At 63.3% G+C, this 20,039-nt stretch carries 18 protein-coding genes; 7 read left to right on the top strand and 11 right to left on the bottom strand.

From position 1 onward, the window contains the following. Entirely contained in the window at positions 1 to 393 is a 393-nt protein-coding gene (gene tusD / locus IFT80_RS08015; protein WP_192137209.1) for a sulfurtransferase complex subunit TusD, read from the bottom strand. Between the two features lie 663 nt (positions 394 to 1,056). Here tusD and IFT80_RS08010 point away from each other — a divergent pair. Beyond that, positions 1,057 to 1,341, top strand: a complete 285-nt coding sequence (locus IFT80_RS08010) for a hypothetical protein (protein WP_192055960.1) — start codon at positions 1,057 to 1,059, stop codon at positions 1,339 to 1,341. A 12-nt stretch (positions 1,342 to 1,353) separates the two neighbouring features. On the opposite strand, the gene IFT80_RS08005 is transcribed toward IFT80_RS08010, so the two are convergent. Next, entirely contained in the window at positions 1,354 to 2,889 is a 1,536-nt protein-coding gene (locus tag IFT80_RS08005) for a sensor domain-containing diguanylate cyclase (protein WP_192057034.1), read from the bottom strand. A gap of 205 nt (positions 2,890 to 3,094) precedes the next feature. Between IFT80_RS08005 and IFT80_RS08000 the strand changes: the two genes are divergently transcribed. Beyond that, positions 3,095 to 4,054, top strand: coding sequence for a 2-hydroxyacid dehydrogenase (locus tag IFT80_RS08000; RefSeq protein ID WP_192137207.1), 960 nt, complete (start codon positions 3,095 to 3,097; stop codon positions 4,052 to 4,054). A 116-nt stretch (positions 4,055 to 4,170) separates the two neighbouring features. On the opposite strand, the gene IFT80_RS07995 is transcribed toward IFT80_RS08000, so the two are convergent. Further along, on the bottom strand, positions 4,171 to 4,431 hold the full coding sequence (locus tag IFT80_RS07995) for an ogr/Delta-like zinc finger family protein (protein ID WP_122477941.1): 261 nt from the start codon (positions 4,429 to 4,431) through the stop codon (positions 4,171 to 4,173). Between the two features lie 300 nt (positions 4,432 to 4,731). Here IFT80_RS07995 and IFT80_RS07990 point away from each other — a divergent pair, with 300 nt between their 5' ends. Continuing rightward, the gene (locus IFT80_RS07990; protein WP_192057036.1) at positions 4,732 to 5,112 is read left to right on the top strand and encodes a helix-turn-helix domain-containing protein; all 381 of its coding nucleotides are present in this window, start codon (positions 4,732 to 4,734) and stop codon (positions 5,110 to 5,112) included. 5 nt (positions 5,113 to 5,117) lie between these two features. On the opposite strand, the gene IFT80_RS07985 is transcribed toward IFT80_RS07990, so the two are convergent. From IFT80_RS07985 to IFT80_RS07950, 8 genes are all read right to left on the bottom strand, one after another. Next, complete coding sequence (locus IFT80_RS07985) at positions 5,118 to 5,468, bottom strand: putative holin (protein WP_192137205.1); 351 nt, start codon at positions 5,466 to 5,468, stop codon at positions 5,118 to 5,120. A 195-nt stretch (positions 5,469 to 5,663) separates the two neighbouring features. Continuing rightward, on the bottom strand, positions 5,664 to 7,115 hold the full coding sequence (locus IFT80_RS07980) for a SulP family inorganic anion transporter (RefSeq protein ID WP_185793291.1): 1,452 nt from the start codon (positions 7,113 to 7,115) through the stop codon (positions 5,664 to 5,666). A 117-nt stretch (positions 7,116 to 7,232) separates the two neighbouring features. Beyond that, positions 7,233 to 8,069, bottom strand: a complete 837-nt coding sequence (locus IFT80_RS07975; RefSeq protein WP_192137203.1) for an aldo/keto reductase — start codon at positions 8,067 to 8,069, stop codon at positions 7,233 to 7,235. 77 nt (positions 8,070 to 8,146) lie between these two features. After that, positions 8,147 to 9,403 (bottom strand): dihydrolipoamide acetyltransferase family protein, encoded by a 1,257-nt coding sequence (locus IFT80_RS07970; protein WP_192057037.1) that lies wholly within the window; start codon positions 9,401 to 9,403, stop codon positions 8,147 to 8,149. Beyond that, entirely contained in the window at positions 9,404 to 10,453 is a 1,050-nt protein-coding gene (locus IFT80_RS07965) for an alpha-ketoacid dehydrogenase subunit beta (RefSeq protein ID WP_122478262.1), read from the bottom strand. A 10-nt stretch (positions 10,454 to 10,463) separates the two neighbouring features. Then, entirely contained in the window at positions 10,464 to 11,696 is a 1,233-nt protein-coding gene (locus IFT80_RS07960) for a thiamine pyrophosphate-dependent enzyme (protein WP_192137201.1), read from the bottom strand. 284 nt (positions 11,697 to 11,980) lie between these two features. Next, positions 11,981 to 13,174, bottom strand: a complete 1,194-nt coding sequence (locus IFT80_RS07955) for an NAD(P)-dependent oxidoreductase (protein ID WP_244652385.1) — start codon at positions 13,172 to 13,174, stop codon at positions 11,981 to 11,983. 176 nt (positions 13,175 to 13,350) lie between these two features. Then, complete coding sequence (locus tag IFT80_RS07950) at positions 13,351 to 14,433, bottom strand: glycosyltransferase (RefSeq protein ID WP_122477953.1); 1,083 nt, start codon at positions 14,431 to 14,433, stop codon at positions 13,351 to 13,353. 803 nt (positions 14,434 to 15,236) lie between these two features. Between IFT80_RS07950 and IFT80_RS07945 the strand changes: the two genes are divergently transcribed. From IFT80_RS07945 to IFT80_RS07930, 4 genes are read left to right on the top strand one after another with little or no spacing between them, the layout of a single operon-like run. Beyond that, complete coding sequence (locus IFT80_RS07945; protein ID WP_192137199.1) at positions 15,237 to 16,784, top strand: MBOAT family O-acyltransferase; 1,548 nt, start codon at positions 15,237 to 15,239, stop codon at positions 16,782 to 16,784. 38 nt (positions 16,785 to 16,822) lie between these two features. After that, a complete protein-coding gene (locus IFT80_RS07940) occupies positions 16,823 to 18,745 on the top strand; it encodes an HAD-IIIC family phosphatase (RefSeq protein WP_192137197.1) in 1,923 nt (640 codons plus the stop codon). Continuing rightward, positions 18,738 to 18,989, top strand: a complete 252-nt coding sequence (locus IFT80_RS07935) for an acyl carrier protein (protein WP_122477958.1) — start codon at positions 18,738 to 18,740, stop codon at positions 18,987 to 18,989. Before IFT80_RS07940 ends, IFT80_RS07935 begins: the two co-directional genes overlap by 8 nt. 3 nt (positions 18,990 to 18,992) lie before the next feature. Continuing rightward, on the top strand, positions 18,993 to 20,006 hold the full coding sequence (locus tag IFT80_RS07930; protein ID WP_192137195.1) for a hypothetical protein: 1,014 nt from the start codon (positions 18,993 to 18,995) through the stop codon (positions 20,004 to 20,006). Positions 20,007 to 20,039: the final 33 nt, after the last annotated feature.

Below are 20,039 nucleotides of genomic sequence, written 5' to 3'. Positions count from 1 at the left end.
TCAATGTCCCCCGAAGCTGACGAGCCGATCGGCCTGCTGGGCGGCTTCGTGCAATTGCCCCAGCCCGGACAGCTGCCAGGGTTGGCTCAGGTTGGCGGCCGGGCGCTGGTAGCGACGTGCTTCTTCTTCGTCGAGCACGCCGCGCCGCAGGGCCGCGGCGATGCACACCACCGCGTCTATCTGATGTTCGACGACGAAAGCGCGCCACCGCGACGCCGTGTCGGTTTCATCCTGGGCGGTGACGATGTTGCTGGAAGCCGTGTGCACGCCGTCCTGGTAGAAGAACACCCGCAGCAGTTGATGGCCTTGAGCCAAGACCGCTTGGGCGAACAGCAGCGCGCGCCGCGAGGCCGGCGAGTGGGCGGGCGAATAGACAGCGATGGCAAACTTCATGGTCGGCTCTGGTGTGGAACTGTGGCCATGATAAAGGCTGCCTTCGCAAAAAGCCTAGCAAGAAGCGCCGCGCGGGGAATCAGCGGCTGCGCGGAGCATCCGGACGCGGCTCGCGCCGCTGCTACACGGGTACACAGCCGTATCGCCGGTTGTGCGGTGTGGCTGAGCCCGAACAGCCCCACCGCGATCCCCGTAGCAGCGGCGCAAGCCGCGTCGGCAATATGTGCGACGCAGCCGGACCAAGCTCCCCACAATCTCTGTAGCAGCGGCGCAAGCCGCGTCGGCAATATGTGCGACGCAGCCGGACCAAGCTCCCCGCAATCTCTGTAGCAGCGGCGCAAGCCGCGTCGGCGGTAAATGCGTATTGCCGGGCCCAACACCTGCGATGTCAGCCGGTGTGACAGCGTGCCGCAGTGCCACCGCGCACCGCTCTGGGCCGTGCGATTGCGCAGACGAGCGGGCTTGGTTGTCATACATCTGCGCCTCCGTGCGGTTTACAGCGCCCAAGCAGCTGCCTAAAATTCACCCCAAGCGTCGGGGCCTGACCGGTCGACAGCACGCTACCCATAAAAAAAGCCCGTCCAAGACGGGCTTTTTGCGTTTCCAGCGCGCCTGTTTCCAGACTGCCGCTCACACATCGCCACCCACCGAGGCCTTTTTTCCATGTTGCGCCTGTTTCTGCTGTTGCTGTCCTATTGCTACAAACGCGTCACCACCAGCCTGGCCTCCATGCGCGATCAGCGCATCGAAAACGCCTACTCGACCTATGAAGAAGCCGAGGAGGGTGGCCGTTGGTCGTGGTTGACGCTGCTGACCATCGCCGTGCTGAGCTTCTATATCCTCGGCAGCCTGGGCTTCTACGCCAAGGTGCATATCTGGGACGCGCTGTCCGAAGATCAGAAAAGCATGGTCATCGAGTCCATGGCCGCCAACCAGCAGATGCTCTGAAGCGGCCTTGCGCTAGACCACCAGCGGTTGTAACGGATAGACCCGGTTGCGGCCCGAGCTCTTGGCCCGGTAAAGCGCCTGATCCGCCGCTTCCACCAGGCTCTGCGCGCGTACGTCCGGGTCGCTGTTGCGCCACACGTGAACACCGGCGCTGATGGTTACGATTCCCAGGTCGCTGCCCGCATGGGCAATCGCCAGCGCGCGCACCGCCAGCAGTACCTTCTCGGCGACCTGCCAGGCACCGGCCTCGTCACTCTCGGGCAGCAGCACCAGAATTTCCTCGCCGCCGTAGCGCACCACCAGGTCCCCCGAACGGCCCACACAGCTCAGCACCGCCTGGCCCACGGCCTTGATGCACTCATCCCCTGCGGGATGTCCATACAGGTCGTTGAAGCGCTTGAAATGGTCGATGTCGAGCATGATCACGCCCAGTGGGCGGGCGTTGCGTCGCGCCCGACCGATCTCGTCGGGCAGCGCCGCGTCCAGCTGGCGGCGGTTGGCCAGGCCAGTCAAGCCGTCCTGCATCGCCAGCTTCTGCAGCGCGGCGTGGGCATTGCGCAGTTCCGCCTCGGTGCGCAGGCCATGGCGAATCTGCCGGATCAGTGTCATCGCGCACAGACCCAAGGCTATCCCGACCACCAGCACGAAGACTGCCGAACGCAGCAGGTTCTCGTACCAGTTGGCCAGCAGTGACGACTTGGATTCGGCGGTTTCCAGCACCAGCGGGTAATTGCGCAGCGCCTGGTAGCTGTACATCCGCTCGACATCGTCCACCAGCGAGCGCTGCATCAGCGTGCCATGGCTGGATTGCGGCAACATCTCGCTGAAGATCCTGCCCTTGGCCATGCTGCTGCCGATCACGTTCTCATCGAACGGGCGGCGCAGCAAGATGGTGCCGTCGTTGAGCAGCAGGGCGATGACCCCGCGCTCGTCCAGGTCGAAGCCGGCGTAGAACTGGTTGAAATATTCCACTTTCAAGGTAGCCAGCACCACGCCGGCAAACTTGCCGTCGGCACTGCTCAGGCGCCTGGAGACAGGAATCACCAAGGCGTTGGTGGAACGACTGCGAATGACCGGCCCGACATGCACCCCGGGGTCGGGATTGTCCTGGTGAAAGCGGAAGTATTCTCGGTCGGCGTTGTTGATGCCTGGCGGATCTGCGAGATTGGAGCTGGCCACCCAGCGCCCTTGGCTGTCATAGATGAACAGCCCCTGCAACTGCTCCATCGAGCGCGTCCAGCCCTGCATCAGGTTGCGCAGACGCTGCACTTCGGCAGGCGCCGTGCCATCGACCTGGATGCGCTCGATCAGGCCCAGCAGTACCGTGTCCGATTGCTTGATGGTGTCTTCGGCATGCTGGGCCAGCGAGCGGGCCAGGTTGGACGTGGTGATCTCGCTGACATGCATGGCCTGCGCGCGCGCGGTGAGGGTCTGCCATACATCCAGCACGATCAGCGAGACGACTACCAGCGCCACGAAGAGGATAGCCATGCGCTGGGCCGAACTGTCGGACTTCAGGGCGGGTCGATACTGTGCGTCGTCTGGCATCAGGGGCTTCTTGATCGGCAGGTAGGTGCAGTCTAGTGGGTTACGCTCAGCATACAACCGCTGTCTGCGATGCAGGCCTGTGTGGTTGTAATCACATTGGAGCAGGTTGTACGATGACCTTGGTCGTCCATCATACGGGCTGCGTGGCGTCGTTGCGCCACGCCTGGCTTCGATAACAAATCCAACGATGCAAACAGGAGGTTTCATGACACAGCCATCGACCCGCGACGTTCCCGTCTTGATCATTGGCGCGCTGCTGCCCAGCCTGCAGGAGGCCGTGGAAACCCACTTCGACGCGACCCGCTTTTGGGAACTGCCCGATCAGGACGCCTGGCTGGCGCAGCACGGCGAGCGAATCAAGGCGATCGTCACCTCGGGTGCCCTGGGCGCCAGCAGCCAAGTGATCGCCCGCCTGCCCAAGCTCGAGGCCATCTTCAGCTTCGGTGTCGGCTACGATTCGATCGCCGTCGATGCCGCCCGTGACCGCGGCATCGTGGTCACCAACACCCCGGCGGTGCTGGATGATTGCGTTGCCGATACGGCCATGGCCCTGACCCTGGATGTGATGCGCCGCTACAGCGAGGCCGACCGCTTCGTGCGCGCGGGCAAGTGGACCCAAGGCAAGTTTCCGCTCGCCAGCAAGATCGGCGGCAAGAAGATCGGCATCGTCGGCCTGGGCAATATCGGCGAGTCCATCGCCAGGCGCGCTGCGGCGTTCGACATGCAGGTGCTCTACCACAATCGCAAACCCAAGGCTGGTGTCGCCTACCAGTACTACGCCGACCTGGATGCGATGATCACCGACTGTGACGTGCTGGTGCTGGCGGTGCCCGGTGGCAAGTCCACCGAAGGCCTGATCGATGCCAAGCGCATCGGCCTGTTGGGCAGCAAGGGGTTCCTGGTCAATATCGCCCGCGGCAGCGTGGTCGACCAACCGGCGCTGATCGAGGCGCTGCGCGAGGGTCGGATTGCTGGCGCCGGCCTGGATGTCTATGAAGACGAGCCCAATGTGCCCCAGGCGCTCATCGACCTGCACAACGTCGTCCTGCTGCCACACCTGGCCAGCGGCACTCACGAGACACGCCAGGCCATGGGCGACCTGGTGTGGAGCAATATTCAGGGTTATTTTCACGACGAGCGCAAAGTGCTGACGCCGGTAGGCTGATACACATCCGAAAGCTGCCCGCGCAACGCGGGCATGCCGATGGTTGCTTGTTTGCTTGTTTGCTTGTTTGCACCGGCGCCGGCCGCCCTGATCGGGTGCCCGGCGCAGGCAGACGGTCAGGCGGCGCCAGCCGTCTCGGCCGGTTTGCTCGCCGCGCGACGCAGGGCGATGGGCGCGCTGGGCAAATGAATATCAGGGTTCGCCACCCCGCTGGGCGACAACTCATGGGTCATCTCGAACTCCGCCCGCACCGACCAGCCACAGATCTCGTTCGTACACTGCAGGTACGCCACGCGCAGGAACACATGGGTGCCCTCGCTGGTGCGGATGCGCATTCTGTTCTTGCAGTGAGGGCAAACCATCTTGTAAGTGCTCATTCTTCAAACCTTATGACCCGCGCCGCTCGTACCACCGAGACACCGGGATCAACTACAAAATTTTAAGTAAGTCTTCCTTGAGTGAACTGCTGGCGCTACCTGCGTCTTGCCTTTGCACAACGGCCGGCTAAATACATTGAGTCTGAGTAGCCACGCCATGTAGGAAATTTCGTTATGATGTATGTAAGTTGTAGGGCTGCATCTTGGATATCCTTGATTTATGAACTAGGGTTAATATTTATATGCAATTCGAATAAATTAATATACTCAAATTGAGTGGGTCAAGCGGAAGTTCCCAACGTGTGTACCTCTGAAACAACCGAAGTGCTGAATCGGCTCAAGCATCTGTTGGCGGCTTCCAACGACGCAGCGCTGGCCAAGGCCCTGAGCATCAGCCCGCAAACCCTGGCCAGCTGGCGCGCTCGCTGCAGCATTCCTTACGCGTTGTGCATGGACCTGGCGCGCACCGACGGCATTTCCCTTGACTGGTTGCTGTTGGGCCGCGGTGCCATGCTGCTCGAACCGCAGACCCTGCTCGCCGACGATGCGGTGGTTGCGGTGCTGGCCACCCTGCAAGGGCTGTGTGCCCAGGACCTGGAGCATGTTCACCAGGTTGCGCTCGAGCGCAAACGGCTGCGTGAATTGGAACGGGAAGTTGCCAGCCTGCGGCGCTCGAACTGACGGGCTCAGGAACCTCTGAAACGGCGCAGAATGTCCTCGATGTCCAGCCGCCGAACCCAGTCTCGCAACTTCACGCTCAGCGGAATCACCAGCAGTGCGCAGCCGAAAGCGGCAATGCCCCCGGTAAGTTGCGGTACCTGATCGTGCACCATCGGCGCGAACAGCAGACCGACACCGGCGGACAGCAGCAGGTTGGTCAATTTCCGTGTGCAGCTCGCGCCTTGTTGTCGGCTGATCACCAGGCAGGCGCCCAGTGCCGCGCCCAGCAGGTTATCGAAGGCTGGCCAGGAAGCTGTCGCACCCAGTGCCAGGCCCGATGCCGCGGCGGCGCCAGCGACCAGAGTGTCCTGATTCATGACGCGTCCCCCGGGGCCGGTGACCCGTCGCAATGGCACGATCCGTATTGTTCAAGCACTTGGCACCTCGCCTCGGGTCTGGAGCCGCAACCAGCGGCACTGGACCCATCCTCGCCCGGCGACTCTCAAGGCTCAAGGATCGAGCCTTGTAGGAAAGCCGGACAGAGGTACCCTGCTTGAGCGGCGCAGATGAACTCAGCCGATGGTCACGGCGGCGTGAGCCTTTTCCAGCAGGCGCTGGTTGCGCGAGGACAGCTGGCGCAGCTGGAGCTGCTTGCCGAACTTGCTGTAGCGGGCGGCGAGATTCTCCATGGTGGCGATGGCCGAATGATCCACCAGGTGCAGATGACGGCAGTCGATGTAGACCTGGTCCGGGTCGTTCTGCGGATCGAACAGTGCCTGGAAATGCGTGGTCGAGGCGAAGAACAATGTGCCGTGCGGGGTGTAGACGCGTGCCTCGTCGCTGTCGTGGACATCGCTGCGCATGTCGCGCGAGTGCTGCCAGGCGAAGGCCAGCGCCGCGATCAGGATGCCGCACAGCACGGCAGTGGCGAGGTCGGTGAACACGGTGATGATGGTCACCGCAATGATCACCACGGCATCGTTGGCGGGCACCTTGCCCAGCACCCTCACCGAACCCCAGGCAAAGGTCTGCTGCGCGACCACGAACATCACCCCGGCCAGGGCGGCCAGCGGGATGCGCTCGATCAGCGGTGACAGGAACAGAATGAACAGCAGGATCATCACCCCGCTGACGATCCCGGACAGCCGCCCGCGGCCCCCGGAACTCAGGTTGATCACGGTCTGCCCGATCATCGCGCACCCTCCCATGCCGCCGAACAGGCCCGAAGTGATATTGGCCACGCCCAGCGCCACGCATTCGCGGTTGGGCTGGCCACGGGTCTCGGTGATCTCGTCGGTGAGGTTGAAGGTCAGCAAGGTTTCCAGCAATCCGACCATGGCCATCAGCAGGGCATAGGGAGCAATGATTTTCAGCGTCGCCAGGTCCAGCGGGATGCTGGGCCACTCGAAGCTGGGCAGGCCGCCGGCGATGGTCGCCATGTCGGCCAGGGTGCGCGTGGGCAGGTGCAGCCATTGCACCAGCAGACTGACGCCGATGATCGCCACCAGCGCGCCGGGTACGGCCTTGGTCAGCCGCGGCAGCAGGTAGACCACGGCCATGGTCAGCACCACCAGCCCGGTCATGATGCCCAGCTCACCGAACGGCAGCCATTGGCCGTCGTGGGTCTTGAAGTGTTCGAGCTGCGACATCGCAATGACGATCGCCAGCCCATTGACGAAGCCCAGCATGACCGGGTGAGGCACCATGCGCACCAGCTTGCCGAGCCGCAACACGCCGAAAATCGCCATGATCAGGCCGCTGAGCACGACGGTGGCCAACAGGTACTGCACGCCGTGCTGTACCACCAGCGCCACGATGACCACGGCCATCGACCCGGCAGCGCCGGAAATCATCGCCGGTCGGCCGCCCAGCAACGCGGTGAGAGTACAGATGATGAAGGCGCCATATAAACCCATCAATGGGTTGACCTGGGCCACCAGGGCAAAGGCGATGCACTCGGGCACCAGCGCGAAAGAGGACGTCAGGCCAGCCAGTACGTTACGGCGAATATCGGTCAAGGACATGCAATACCTATCAGCACAAACACCCCGCGGCTTGGCAGCCGTGGGGTGTATCTAGCGTTGTTTTGGGAGACGATCAGTTTAACAGGTGTTGCGGGGTGTGTCTGTCGAGCGCCCGAGTCACGCGCCCATGTCGAAGGTGTCGGGGTTGGGGCCAAGCCGCCCGGTCTGCGGGATGTGGGCGATAGCCTGCATGTCCTGCTCGTCGAGCACGAAATCGAACACGTAGAGGTTCTGCGCGATGCGCTCCGGGTTGCTCGAGCGCGGAATGACCACGTGCTGGTTCTGGATATGCCAGCGCAGGATCACCTGGGCGGCGCTTTTGCCATGCTTCTCGGCGATCTGCGACAGCACCGGCTGGGAGAGCAGGGCGCCGCCCTGGCCCAGTGGGCTCCACGACTCGGTCACGATGTTCAGGCCCTTGCAGAATTCGACCAACTCAATCTGGGCGAAATCGGGGTGCAGTTCGATCTGGTTGACCGACGGCGTCACCCCGGTATCGGCAATGATGTGCTGCAGGTGTTCGGGATGAAAGTTGGACACGCCGATAGAGCGCACGCGGCCTTCTTCCTGGAGCCGTACGAAGGCTTTCCAGGTGTCGCGGTAGGCGGCCTTCTTGGGCAGCGCCCAGTGGATGAGGTACAGGTCGAGCTGCTCCAGGCCAAGCTTGGCCATGCTCGCGTCGAACGCGCGCAGGGTGCTGTCGTAGCCCTGGTCGGTGTTCCACAGTTTGGTGGTGATGAAGATCTCGTCGCGTGCCAGTCCGCTTTCGGCCACGGCGCGGCCGACGCCGGCCTCGTTGCCGTAGATCATGGCGGTGTCGATGTGGCGGTAGCCGGCCTTGAGGGCGGCCACGCTCGACGCGTAGGCCTGATCGTCATCGAGCTGCCAGACGCCCAGACCCAGTTGTGGAATCTGCACGCCGTCGTTGAGGGTGATCAGTGGTGCATGTGGCATGGGAGGTTGCTCCTGATAGCGGTGAGTCGATGGGGATGTCGACCCGCCGCTACCCGGCATAGTTCACGCCAGCAGCGCTAGACGAAGAGCATCGCCGGCTGCTCCAGCAGGCGTTTGACCGCCTGGATGAAGCGCGCCGCGTCCATGCCGTCGACCACGCGGTGATCGAAGGAGCTGGAGAGGTTCATCATCTGTCGGATCGCGATCTGGCCATTGACGACCATGGGCCGTTCCACCACGCGGTTGACGCCGACGATGGCCACTTCAGGCCGGTTGATCACGGGTGTCGAGGCGATGCCGCCCAGGGCACCCAGGCTGGTCAGGGTGATGGTCGAGCCGGACAGCTCGTTGCGCGCCGCCTTGCCACTGCGCGCGGCATGGGCCAGGCGGTTGATTTCCCCTGCCGTGAACCACAGGTCGGCAGCTTCGGCATGGCGCAGTACCGGCACCATCAAACCGTTGTCGCTTTGCGTGGCGATGCCCATGTGCACGGCACCGTGGCGAGTGATGACCTGCTGTTGATCGTCGTAGTGCGCGTTGATCTGCGGGAACTCGCGCAACGCCACGACCAATGCCCGGATCAACAGTGGCAGCAGGGTCAGCTTGCCGCGGCTCTCACCGAACTGCGCGTTGAGGTCGGCGCGCAGCGACAGCAGTGCGGTAACGTCGATCTCCTCGACATAGCTGAAGTGCGCCACCTGCCGCGTGGCTTCCTGCATGCGCTGGGCGATCTTGCGCCGCAGGCCGATGACGGGGATGCGTTCCTCGTCGATTCGCGGCGTGCCGGTTGTCGCCTGTTGCGCGGTGCGGCTGCCACTCAGGAATGCGTCCAGGTCTGCATGCCGAATGCGCCCGGCAGGGCCGGTGCCGCGCAGCCCGGCCAGGTCGATGCCTTCGTCGCGCGCGCGCTGACGCACGGCCGGCGAGGCCAGAGGCCGCGAGGTCGCTTCGGCGGTGGGCTTGTTGCAAGCGGCCCTGGCCATCGGTACGGGGTTCGTCGGCGCGCTGCCCGGTACAGCCGCAACCGCCACTTCGACGTCGTCGCTTGCGTCCACGGCTACCGGGGTCTGGGCCTCGTGATGATTGCCGGTGCCCTGGACCTCGATGCGGATCAACTCGGCCCCTACCGCCATGACTTCACCCGGCACGCCCCCCAGGGCGACCACGGTGCCGGCCACCGAGCTGGGAATTTCCACGGTCGCCTTGTCGGTCATCACATCGGCCAATACCTGGTCTTCACTGACGGTGTCGCCGACCTTGACGAACCATTCCACCAGCTCGACCTGGGCGATGCCTTCGCCGATGTCCGGCATACGGATTACATGCGTGCCCATTCAGACCTCCATCACACGTTGCAAGGCAGCGCCGACACGCGCAGGGCCTGGGAAATAGGCCCATTCCTGGGCGTGCGGGTACGGCGTGTCCCAGCCGGTGACGCGTTCGATGGGCGCCTCCAGGTGGTGGAAACAATGCTCCTGCACCAGCGCCACCAGCTCGGCGCCGAAGCCGCAGGTGCGGGTGGCTTCGTGGACCACCACGCAGCGTCCGGTTTTCTGCACCGAAGCGACGATGGTGTCCAGGTCCAGCGGCCACAGGCTGCGCAGGTCGATCACTTCGGCGTCGATCCCGGTCTCCTCGGCGGCGGTGACCGCCACGTAGACGGTGGTGCCGTAGGTCAGCACCGTGACTTCGCTGCCCGGCCGCACGATGGCGGCGCTGTCCAATGGCACGCTGTAGTAGCCCTCGGGTACCGCGCTGGCGGCGTGCTTGGACCACGGCGTCACGGGCCGGTCGTGATGGCCGTCGAAGGGGCCGTTGTAGAGTCGCTTGGGCTCCAGGAAAATCACCGGATCGTCGTTCTCGATCGCGGCGATCAGCAGCCCTTTGGCGTCGTAGGGGTTGGAGGGCATGACGGTGCGCAGACCGCAGACCTGGGTGAAGATCGCTTCCGGGCTCTGGCTGTGCGTCTGGCCGCCGTAGATGCCGCCGCCGCAGGGCATGCGTACGGTCATCGGCGCGCTGAACTGCCCGGCCGAGCGAAAGCGCAGGCGCGCGGCCTCCGATGCCAGTTGGTCGTAGGCGGGGTAGACGTAGTCGGCGAACTGGATCTCGGCCACCGGGCGCAGGCCATAGGCGCCCATGCCGACCGCGATGCCGACGATGCCGCTCTCGGAAATCGGCGTGTCGAACACCCGCGAGCGCCCGTACTTGGCTTGCAGCCCTTCGGTGCAGCGGAACACCCCGCCGAAGTAGCCGATGTCCTGGCCGAAGGCGACCACGTTGGGGTCGCGCTCGAGCATGACGTCCATGGCCGACCGGATGGCCTGGACCATGCTCATGATGGCCGTGCTGTTTGCTTTCTCGACCGGTGTTTCTGTAGGCATGTTCATGATGTCAGGCTCCCATCTGCTGACGTTGCCGACGCAGATGCTCGGGCATGTCCTTGTACACGTCTTCGAAAATGGTCGCGGCGCTTGCGACCCGACCACTGACCAGCGTGCCGAATTGTTCGGCCGCCTTCAGCGCTGCAATGACCTGTGCCTCGATCTCGCTTTCCAAGGCGGCGTGGCGCTCTTCGCTCCAGACCCCGGTAACGATCAAATGCTGCTTGAGGCGGGCGATCGGATCGCCCAGCGGAAAGTGCTGGCTATCGTCGGCAGGGCGGTATTTGGAAGGATCGTCTGAGGTGGAGTGGGGGCCGGAGCGGTAGGTGACCCATTCGATCAAGGTCGGCCCGTGGTTGCGCCGAGCGCGTTCTGCGGCCCAGCGCGAGGCGGCGAACACCGCGAGGAAATCGTTGCCGTCCACCCGCAGCGAGGCTATGCCACAGCCCACGCCGCGCCCGGCGAAGGTCGTGGCTTCACCGCCAGCGATACCCTGGAACGACGAGATCGCCCACTGGTTGTTGACCACGTTGAGAATGACCGGCGCCCGGTAGACGTGGGCGAACGTCAAGGCGGTATGGAAGTCGGCCTCGGCGGTAGAGCCGTCGCCGATCCACGCCGACGCGATGCGCGTGTCGCCCTGGATGGCCGAGGCCATGGCCCAACCCACCGCCTGGACGAACTGGGTGGCCAGGTTGCCGGATATGCTGAAGAAGCCTTCGTTTTTGTACGAGTACATGACCGGCAACTGGCGACCCTTGAGCGGGTCTTTCTCGTTGGAGAACAGCTGGCAGATCATGTCCACCAGCGGCAGCTTGCGCGCCATCAGGATGCTCTGCTGGCGGTAGGTGGGAAAGCACATGTCGTCGGCGCGCAGTGCCAGCGCATGGGCGCTGCCAATGGCTTCTTCGCCCAGGCTCTGTATATAGAAAGACATTTTCTTCTGGCGCTGGGCGGTCACCATCCGCGTGTCGTAGATGCGCGTGGTGAGCATGGCGCGCAGGCCGTCGTGCAGCACCTGTTCGGGAATGTCTTCGGCCCACGGCCCCTGCGCCTGGCCGTCCTCGTCGAGCACCCGCACCAGGCTTGCGGCCAGGTCGGCGGTGGCTTGCGGGTCGACATCGACGGCGGGCTTGCGCACAGCGCCTGCGGCGCTCAGCTGCAGATAGGAGAAGTCGGTCTTGCAGCCGGGACGGCCGCTGGGTTCAGGCACATGCAGCCTGAGGGGAAGATAGTCGTTCACGTCGTCACTACCCTTGATCTTGTTGTTGTGGGTGCAGCGTTGGGGTTGAGTCTAGTCGGCGTTTGCCGACCGCTCGCAATGCAGACCCCTTGAAACCAATGCTACGGCGCGGCGCAGGCAAAATCATGCCGAAAACGCTAAACGGCGTCAGCGCAATTGCATGAATCATGCGCTTTTGATCCGCTTTCGCAATGATTCATGCCGAGTCAGCAGTGGTGTTTCGGCAGGCCCGGAAACGCAAAAACCCGCCGAGGCGGGTTCTTGTGGTTGCAGCGGGGCGCGTGTCAGCCCAGGACGGCTTCGGCGCCGGTGAACAGCGGCTGTGCAGCGGAGCGCCCAGTCACCAGGGACAGGTCCTCAACCAGGATGCGAGTGCCCCGGCGTTGTTGCAGAACGATGTCCAGCGCGCGGCTGGGCTGCAGATCGACGTCGTCGAAGGTGATCATCTGGCCCGGCTCGACGGCGCGCTTCATGACCGCGTGGCTCATCAGGCCGATCGGTACGTGGTCCTCGTGACGGTCGATGATCACGCTCTCGCCGCGCAGCTGGAAACCGCCGATGCCGCGGCTGATCAGCTCGCCTGCCGGCATGGCATGCTTGGCGATGGCAGCGACGCCAACGGTGGGGTTGGTCGAGTTGTTCAGCAGAATGCCGCCGCCGTTGAGTACGCGGCGCAGTGTCTTGCCGACCTCCAGCGAACACAGGTGGAAAGGGCGCAGCAGGGCGTAGTAGGGGCCCGCACCCAGCTTGAGGTACTGCAGCGCCTGGCTTTGCACGCGGTCATGGCGACCGACCAGGAACACACCGCCGGCAGCGTAGCCGCTGGGAATCACGTAGTCGACGATCGACTGGCCCAGGCTGTCGGCAAGGGCGCCCAGTATGGCCGAGCTCTCGTCGAGGTTGGTCGAAGGCAGGCCTTCCATGCCCTGACGGGTAATGGTCGCGCCGAAACCGTTGGCCACCAGCGCCTGTTCGATCTGCACCTTGGTGCCATCGGTGAACGAGGTGGTCTGCTCGATGCTGATGCCCTGGCGGGACGACCAGTAGGCCATGTCCTCGTGGCTGGGGTTGTGGTTCAGGTAACCCTTCATGTTGCCGTACACCAGCGGTTCGAAGCCCATCATGATGGCCTCTTCACGCAGGGCTGCCAGCGAGCCGGGCTGATCGCCCTCGGCTTCGGTGATGAAACCCTTGCCTGCCAGGTACGAACCGGTGGTCACCTGCAGCTCGGCGTTGACGGTGATGACCCGCAGACCGGCACTGAAAGCGCGCTCGATGACCACGGTGCCGTGGCACACATCGCCGCTGCATTCGATGATCAGGTCGCTATGGTCGATCAAGTCGTCGAGCGAGTTGGTGAGTACGCCGTCCAACGGAAAATTCGCCAGCTCACGCACCGGGCGACGGGTCAGGACCCGCGTCACCTGTACGTCCTTGTAATGTTTGGCCAGAAGCAGAACCAGCGCGCGTGCAATCATGCCGGTACCGCTAACACCGATTCTGGTAACAGTCGTTTTGTCCATGGGGCGCACTCTCGAAAAGTTGAACAGCAGGAAACAGCTAGGCACAGCAGGCCGTCCGCGATCCTTGGTCAGGGACGGCGCCTGGGGTGTGCAGGTCCATCAGGGCAAAGCAAAATCCGGGTAAAACGTCATCAGCGCAGCGGGAACGTCGAACTCATGCCCAGCTTCGAGTTCTCGCCGTCGTGAATGGCTCGCTGCAGCAGCGCCAGGCGATCCTGGGCATTGCGGCGACGAGCGAAGTAAGTCAGCAGCGAATTGAAGATCTTGCGGTTCAGGCGGTACATCAACGGTGATGCCAGCCACACGTGCTTGTCGAACCAGGCCTGGTTGCGCGCCGAGTAGTAGGCGCGAAAATCCGAGTTGCCCAGCAGGAACGATTCATAGATGTTGCGAGTGTTGGCCTTGTTGTTCCAGGAATCCTCCAGCTCGTCGATGACCGCATCGGTGAGCAGATAGAGGTGCCCGCCGTTGGCAGTGATACGCCGGGTGTATTCGGTGTCGTCCACGTACAGGACCAACTCGCGGCGCGGCACGCCGATGCTTTCGTACAGGCTGCGATGGCCGAGCATGCCGCCATAAGGCGCGAAGGGCAGGCTGAGCATGGCCGCCGGTTTGCTGCGACGCTTGCCCCAGGGGCGACGGCGCCACAGTTTGTAAGGGATCTGCGCAACGTGGAAACCGAAGTAGCTCGAAGGCCGCTGCGTGGCGAAACGCAGTGGCACGCCCTGGGCGATGTCCTCCTGCTGGCCGGGGCGGAAGCCCAGCACGGCGACCTGGCTGCTGCCGTGCACGCCTTCCAGGCGTTTGAGCTCTGCGTGCAGCAGTTCGACTGCGGCCGGCGTTGGCGTGTTGTCGTCGTCCATCATCCAGATGTACTCGGCGCCATTGGCCAGCGCGGCCTCGATGCCCACTGCGTAACCGTTGGCCGAGCCGCTGTTTTCCGCCAGCTGTATGACCCGCACGCGTCCCGGCCAGCGTTCGGCGAGCTGGTCCACCGGGGCGGTTGCAGCGTTGCTGACGATCAGCACTTCGTCGATTTCTGCAAAGCTCAAGGCATCGCCGACCAATTGCTCGAGGTAACCCAGGCGATCGCCGTAGGTCACGGTAACGATGGTCGTCCCCTCTTTGGGGCTTTTTTCCGCACCCGAGAACACTTCCAGGTAGGAGTAGCCATCAATGAGGATTGTCGAGTGTTGTTGCCGAGTATCGACCATGTGGATGCCTTCGCTTGAAAAGAGGAGGAGGTTTGCACCGCCCGTTGGTTAATGCTTTTTTCCGCGTGCTGCAGCGGAGCGCATTGAAACGAGTTTCAAGCGAGGCGAAAACTCTGCATGTTCTGTACTTGTGCTCGACATTTCTGTGCCCCATTCCATTTCGAGTTCAACTCTGTCAATCCGGATCCGTCAGTCTGAATCCGTCAATCAGAAGTTAAAGCTACCGCCAGTCCATGCAACGCAGTGGGCGTGGTGTTTCATTTATTTGAATGGCGCTTTCACCGGAACCGGCTAGACGCTCTTCTTGCCTTCGGAAAGTCTCTGGAACGAGGTTTCATGGGCGTTGAAGCGAATTTAAGGTGGTGCTGGCATGTAAGTCAATGCAGCGAATCATGATTTTTGACAAAAATTTTACATTTGCCTTGTGTTTTGCGTAAGTCATTGATTTATATAGGAGTCAATGTTCTGTCGTGGCCATCTGTCAAGAATCCGTGCGCCAAATCAGGCGCGTCAAAAAACTAATTGGCTGTATTTCAACGGCTTTAACAGGGCGGCTTGCGATAAGAACTATCTTCTTATTGGAGGACTTGCGCAGCGCATAAGTTTGCGACATTCTTCTTTCCGTTCGTCAGGGGCAGTGAACTTTCTTCGTGCCCTGTTAAAAGTACCGTTTTCCTACTGCCCCGTTTCATGAATCTGCCACCGGCCGGACATGTGCGTGGGGCGTCTGGCCGTGTGCGCATCTGGACGACCGTTTGTTCCGAAAGACTTTTCAATGTCGCGCCACGCGTGGGGTATTACCGATGTTGTTCAACTCGATGGTATTCATCGCCGGATTTCTGCCGATGGTCTTGCTGGGGTTCTTTCTGCTTGCCGGAACGGGACGCCAGCGCCTGGCTGCCATATGGCTGACCTTGGCGTCGCTGGTGTTCTACGGCTGGTGGAACCCCGCCAACGTCCCTTTGCTGCTGGGCAGCATCGCCTTCAACTATGTACTGGCCGGGCAACTACTGCGTACGCGCTCCAAAGCACTGTTGATCATGGGTGTCAGCGCCAACCTGGCGTTGTTGCTGTATTTCAAATACACCGGTTTTCTGTTCGGCAACATCAACCAAGCGTTTGGTCTGGGCTGGACACTGCAGAACATCACTCTGCCGCTGGCCATCTCGTTCTTCACCTTCCAGCAGATTGCCTACCTGGTCGACACCCATGACGGCGAAGTGGTTGAACATGACTTCGTCAACTACTGCCTGTTCATCACGTTCTTTCCGCATCTGATTGCCGGCCCCATCACTCACCACCGGGAAATGCTCGAGCAGTTTCGCCATGGCGACAACTTTCGTCCGCGGCTGGTCAACCTGTCCATTGGCGCCAGCATCTTTCTGATGGGCCTGTTCAAGAAAGTCATCATGGCCGACCCCATGGGCGAGAAGGCCGCTCCGGTATTCGCCATGGCGGCAGACGGAACCGTACCCGCCCTGCACGAGGCCTGGATTGGAGCGTTGAGCTACACCCTGCAGATCTACTTCGACTTTTCCGGTTACACCGACATGGCCATCGGCCTGGGGCTGCTGTTCGGCATCAGCCTGCCGGCCAACTTCAACAGCCCGTTCAAGGCACGCAATGTCATCGACTACTGGTCGCGCTGGCACATGACCCTGACCCGCTTTCTCACCAGCTACATCTACAACCCGATCGTGCTGCGCATCGCCCGTCGACGCATGGCGGCAGGATTGCCGATGCCCAAGCGCGGCAAGATGAGCCTGGGTACGTTCTGCATGGTGGTGGCCTATCCGACCGTGCTGACCATGTTCATTTCCGGCGTGTGGCACGGCGCGGGCTGGCAGTTCGTGGCGTTTGGCCTGGTGCACGGCTTCTACCTGGTGGTGGCGCACGGTTGGCGCGCCTGGAAGGCCCGCCGGGGCTGGGCCGTGGACAGTGATCGCTGGATGCACCGGATACCGGCCGTGCTGCTGACCTTCACCTGCGTGGTGGTGGCCATGGTGTTCTTCCGCGCGCCGACCCTGGCCAGTGCCCTGGCGGTACTGGGCGGCATGCTCGGCTTGAGCGAGCTGCCGGCACAACTGGCGGCCAACCACCTGCGCAGTCTGATCATGATCGCCGCCTTGCTGGCGTTCGTCTGGACGCTGCCGAATATCCAGCAATGGATGGGCCATTTGCGCACCGCCCTCAACGCCAAGCCGGAGCTTCACTGGTTGCAGCGCCGAGTGCCGGCCAGTGCCTGGCAACCCAGCGCCACCGTTGGCGTGGGGATCGGCGTGCTGGGCTTCTTCGCGCTGGCCACGGCGTTCTCGGTTGCCCCCAGCGAATTCCTTTACTTCCAGTTCTGATCAATCGCCCCGTTCTGATCAATCACAAGGTGCCGACCATGGAACAGTTAGCCTGGCTTGCCCAACACCCCGACCTGGGTGCGGCGATTTCCCACGCCAAGTCGCTGAGCGATCCTCTGGCGCGTCTGTATGAAACGGCGAGGCTGGCCGCCTACCGTCGCGACTTCACCCAGACGCTGCGCCTGGATCGCCTTGCGCAGCAGGGCATCGAGCTGCTCGTTGGTGAAGGTGAACAAACCGTACCGGGCTTCACCGCGTTGCGCATGGCCGTGCTGGCGTCGCATACCGTCGACCATCTGCTGCCGGGTATCCGCGTCGCCGCGCTGCAGCGTCAGGTCGGCGTGTCGGTGTACCTGGCGCCCTATGGCCAGTATCGCCAGGCGTTGCTCGGTGATGATCCCGCGCTGAAGGCGTTTGCCCCGCAGGTCATTCTGCTCGCCCTCGACGCCATGGATTCGCCACCCAGTTGCGCCCTGCATGCCAGTGCCGAAGAGGCCGAAAACGCCGTGCAGGCGCGGGTTGAAGAACTGCGCCTGCTCTGGCGCCAGGCCCGTGCTCGCTACGCTGCGCAGGTCATCCAGCAAACCCTGGTGCCCGCGACCCCGGCGCTGTTCGGTCACTTCGACGCGCTGGTGCCAGGCTCGCCGCGCGCCTTGCTCGAACGGCTGAACAACGAGATCCGTCGTGCCGCCCGCGAAGACGGCGTGTTGCTCATGGACCTGGCCTGGAGTGCGGCCGGCGGCCAGTACGGCGACGGCCTGGCCAACCCGGTCCGCTGGCATCAGGCCAAGCAACTGGTGAGTCCGATCTGGGCACCGTTGTACGGCGACCAACTGGCGCGCATCGCTGCCGCAGTGGTGGGTCGCTCGCGCAAGTGCCTGGTGCTGGACCTGGACAACACCCTGTGGGGCGGCGTGGTGGGTGACGACGGCGTCGACGGCCTGTACCTGGGGCAGGGCAGTGCCACCGGTGAAGCCTTCCTCGCTTTCCAGCAGTACGCGGCGCAGCTGGCGCGCCGCGGTGTGATCCTGGCGGTGTGCAGCAAGAACGACATGCAGATAGCCGAGGCGGCGTTCGATCATCCGGAAATGGCGTTGAAGCGCAGCGACATCGCCGCCTTCGTGGCCAACTGGGAAGACAAGGCGAGCAACCTGCGGCGCATCGCCGAGCAATTGAACATCGGCCTGGACAGCCTGGTGTTCGTCGACGACAACCCTGCCGAACGCGACATCGTGCGCCGTGAATTGCCCCAGGTGGCGGTCCCGGAACTGCCCGATGACGTCGCCGACTACCCGGCACGGGTGGCTGCCGCGGGTTACTTCGAGGCCATTGCCTTCACTGCCGACGACAGCGCCCGTGTCCAGACCTACCGGGCCAACGGTGAACGCCAGGCGGCGCTGGGTCAGGCCACTGACATGGCCGGTTACCTCAAGGGCCTGGAAATGGTCATGCAGGCGCGGCCCATAGGCACTGCGGAGCTGGCGCGGGCGACGCAGCTGATCAACAAGACAAACCAGTTCAACCTCAGCACGCGGCGCTACAGCGAGGTGCAGGTGCAACAGCTGGCAGACACCCCCGGCGCGGTCGCCTTGAGCCTGCGCCTGACCGACAAGTTCGGCGACATCGGCCTGATCAGCGTGGTGCTGGCGCGTCCCGACACCACTTGTGCCGACGACGAGCTGTTCATCGACACCTGGCTGATGAGCTGCCGTGTGCTGGGCCGCCAGGCCGAACAGGCGGCCCTGCAGGTACTTGCCCAACACGCCGCTACCGCCGGCTACAGCGCGTTGATCGGCGAATACCGCCCCAGCGAGCGCAATGCGATGGTCGCCGAACATTATCCGCAGCTGGGCTTCGTCCATGCGCCGAACCCCGATGCCAGTTCGCCGGCCACGCTGTGGCGTTACCCACTGAACGCGTCTTCCACGTTCAACCATCACATCGAGATCCGCCATGACTGAAACCACTACCGTGTTGCACGAACTGACCGACCTGTTCCGTGACCTGTTCGACGACGAAGGCCTGGTGCTGAGCAGCGACACCACGGCCGATCAGGTCGAGGGCTGGGACAGCCAGATGCACGTGATGCTGATCGTCGCCGCCGAGCAGCGCTTCGGCATCAAGTTCCGCACCGCGGAACTGGAGTCGTTGCGCAACGTCGGCCAATTCACTCAGTTGATCGAAAGCAAACTTTCCGGGAGTTGACCGATGCAAACGACCGCACAGCCACACGCATCGCCGCCTGCGGGCGCCGCGATGGGCCCTGCCTACCTGGTCTGGATGGGTGTCGGGCTGTTCGGCAGTCTGGCGCTTTTCGCCGGCTTGATTCTGGGGCTGCGCGCCACCGGCAACCTGCCGCCGCCGGCGTTTTCCAACAGCCTGTGTGCGGACGAAAAGCTCTCGTTCATGCGTGAGCACCCGGCGCAGGCGCCGAACCTGCTGGTGGTGGGTTCGTCGGTCGCGTGGCGGCACTTCGACGGCCAGACGGTCGCCGACAAGGCCCCTGGGGTGCGGCCACTCAATGGTGCGTTCTGCGGACTGCGCGCCAACCAGGCGGTGTACGTCGCCAACTGGCTGCTGGACCGCGAAACCACCGTCGAGCAAGTGCTGATGATCGTCGACCCACTGGACTTCGCGGGTTGCAGCACGGTTGCCGCGGCCGTGTTCGACCGCCGCGACGCCGATGCCTATGTGTACGGACAGGGCTCGGCCTGGCTGCCCTACATGCGCTACTTCACCCCCGGCTCGCTGCTGCGCAACGCACGCACGGTCAAGGCCCAGCGCGCCGGGCAGGTCGAGTTCGACCCGTTGGTGTTCAACCGTTACGGCGACGGCCCGCTGGACACCCGCAATTCTCGCGCGCTGCTGTACGGCCAGCCCGACGCGCTCGACCCGACCTGCTTCGCCGCGCTCGACAGCCTGGCCCAGCGTCTCAAGCGCGAAGGGCGGCCATTTACCGTGGTGGCGACTCCGCTGCATCCGCAGTGGAAGGCCGAACACGACGGCGACGGTCGCCTGCTGGCCGCGTTCGACAGTGCGCTGCGCCAGACCCTGGATCGCAGTGGCGCGCAGTTGTGGAACGCCGATACCGAATACCAGGTCGGCGAGACCGCTTTCGTCGATGCCATTCACTTGCGCTGGAGCGCGGCTCAGGCGCTGTCCGTCGACCTTGCGGCGCGCCTGGCGCCGGTTGCCGAGGTGGCGGTGGTGCAGCGCCAGTAGTAGTCGCCGCCGGTTGTTGGAAGAGGGCTCGAA

The sequence above is a fragment of the Pseudomonas sp. CFBP 8771 genome (assembly GCF_014841695.1).
GTDB classification, from domain to species: Bacteria; Pseudomonadota; Gammaproteobacteria; order Pseudomonadales; family Pseudomonadaceae; genus Aquipseudomonas; species Aquipseudomonas baltica.
The sequence above is the reverse complement of the archived record's forward strand: the minus strand, read 5'-3'. Positions and strand labels throughout refer to the sequence as shown.

Coding starts and splice junctions, on each gene's coding strand:
- IFT80_RS07935 (WP_122477958.1), top strand. CDS start 18,738: ATGACTGAAACCACTACCGTGTTGCACGAACTGACCGACCTGTTCCGT.
- IFT80_RS07975 (WP_192137203.1), bottom strand. CDS start 8,069: ATGCCACATGCACCACTGATCACCCTCAACGACGGCGTGCAGATTCCA.
- tusD (WP_192137209.1), bottom strand. CDS start 393: ATGAAGTTTGCCATCGCTGTCTATTCGCCCGCCCACTCGCCGGCCTCG.
- IFT80_RS07970 (WP_192057037.1), bottom strand. CDS start 9,403: ATGGGCACGCATGTAATCCGTATGCCGGACATCGGCGAAGGCATCGCC.
- IFT80_RS07995 (WP_122477941.1), bottom strand. CDS start 4,431: ATGAGCACTTACAAGATGGTTTGCCCTCACTGCAAGAACAGAATGCGC.
- IFT80_RS07965 (WP_122478262.1), bottom strand. CDS start 10,453: ATGCCTACAGAAACACCGGTCGAGAAAGCAAACAGCACGGCCATCATG.
- IFT80_RS07955 (WP_244652385.1), bottom strand. CDS start 13,174: ATGATTGCACGCGCGCTGGTTCTGCTTCTGGCCAAACATTACAAGGAC.
- IFT80_RS08000 (WP_192137207.1), top strand. CDS start 3,095: ATGACACAGCCATCGACCCGCGACGTTCCCGTCTTGATCATTGGCGCG.
- IFT80_RS07930 (WP_192137195.1), top strand. CDS start 18,993: ATGCAAACGACCGCACAGCCACACGCATCGCCGCCTGCGGGCGCCGCG.
- IFT80_RS07945 (WP_192137199.1), top strand. CDS start 15,237: ATGTTGTTCAACTCGATGGTATTCATCGCCGGATTTCTGCCGATGGTC.
- IFT80_RS08005 (WP_192057034.1), bottom strand. CDS start 2,889: ATGCCAGACGACGCACAGTATCGACCCGCCCTGAAGTCCGACAGTTCG.
- IFT80_RS07950 (WP_122477953.1), bottom strand. CDS start 14,433: ATGGTCGATACTCGGCAACAACACTCGACAATCCTCATTGATGGCTAC.
- IFT80_RS07985 (WP_192137205.1), bottom strand. CDS start 5,468: ATGAATCAGGACACTCTGGTCGCTGGCGCCGCCGCGGCATCGGGCCTG.
- IFT80_RS07940 (WP_192137197.1), top strand. CDS start 16,823: ATGGAACAGTTAGCCTGGCTTGCCCAACACCCCGACCTGGGTGCGGCG.
- IFT80_RS07980 (WP_185793291.1), bottom strand. CDS start 7,115: ATGTCCTTGACCGATATTCGCCGTAACGTACTGGCTGGCCTGACGTCC.
- IFT80_RS08010 (WP_192055960.1), top strand. CDS start 1,057: ATGTTGCGCCTGTTTCTGCTGTTGCTGTCCTATTGCTACAAACGCGTC.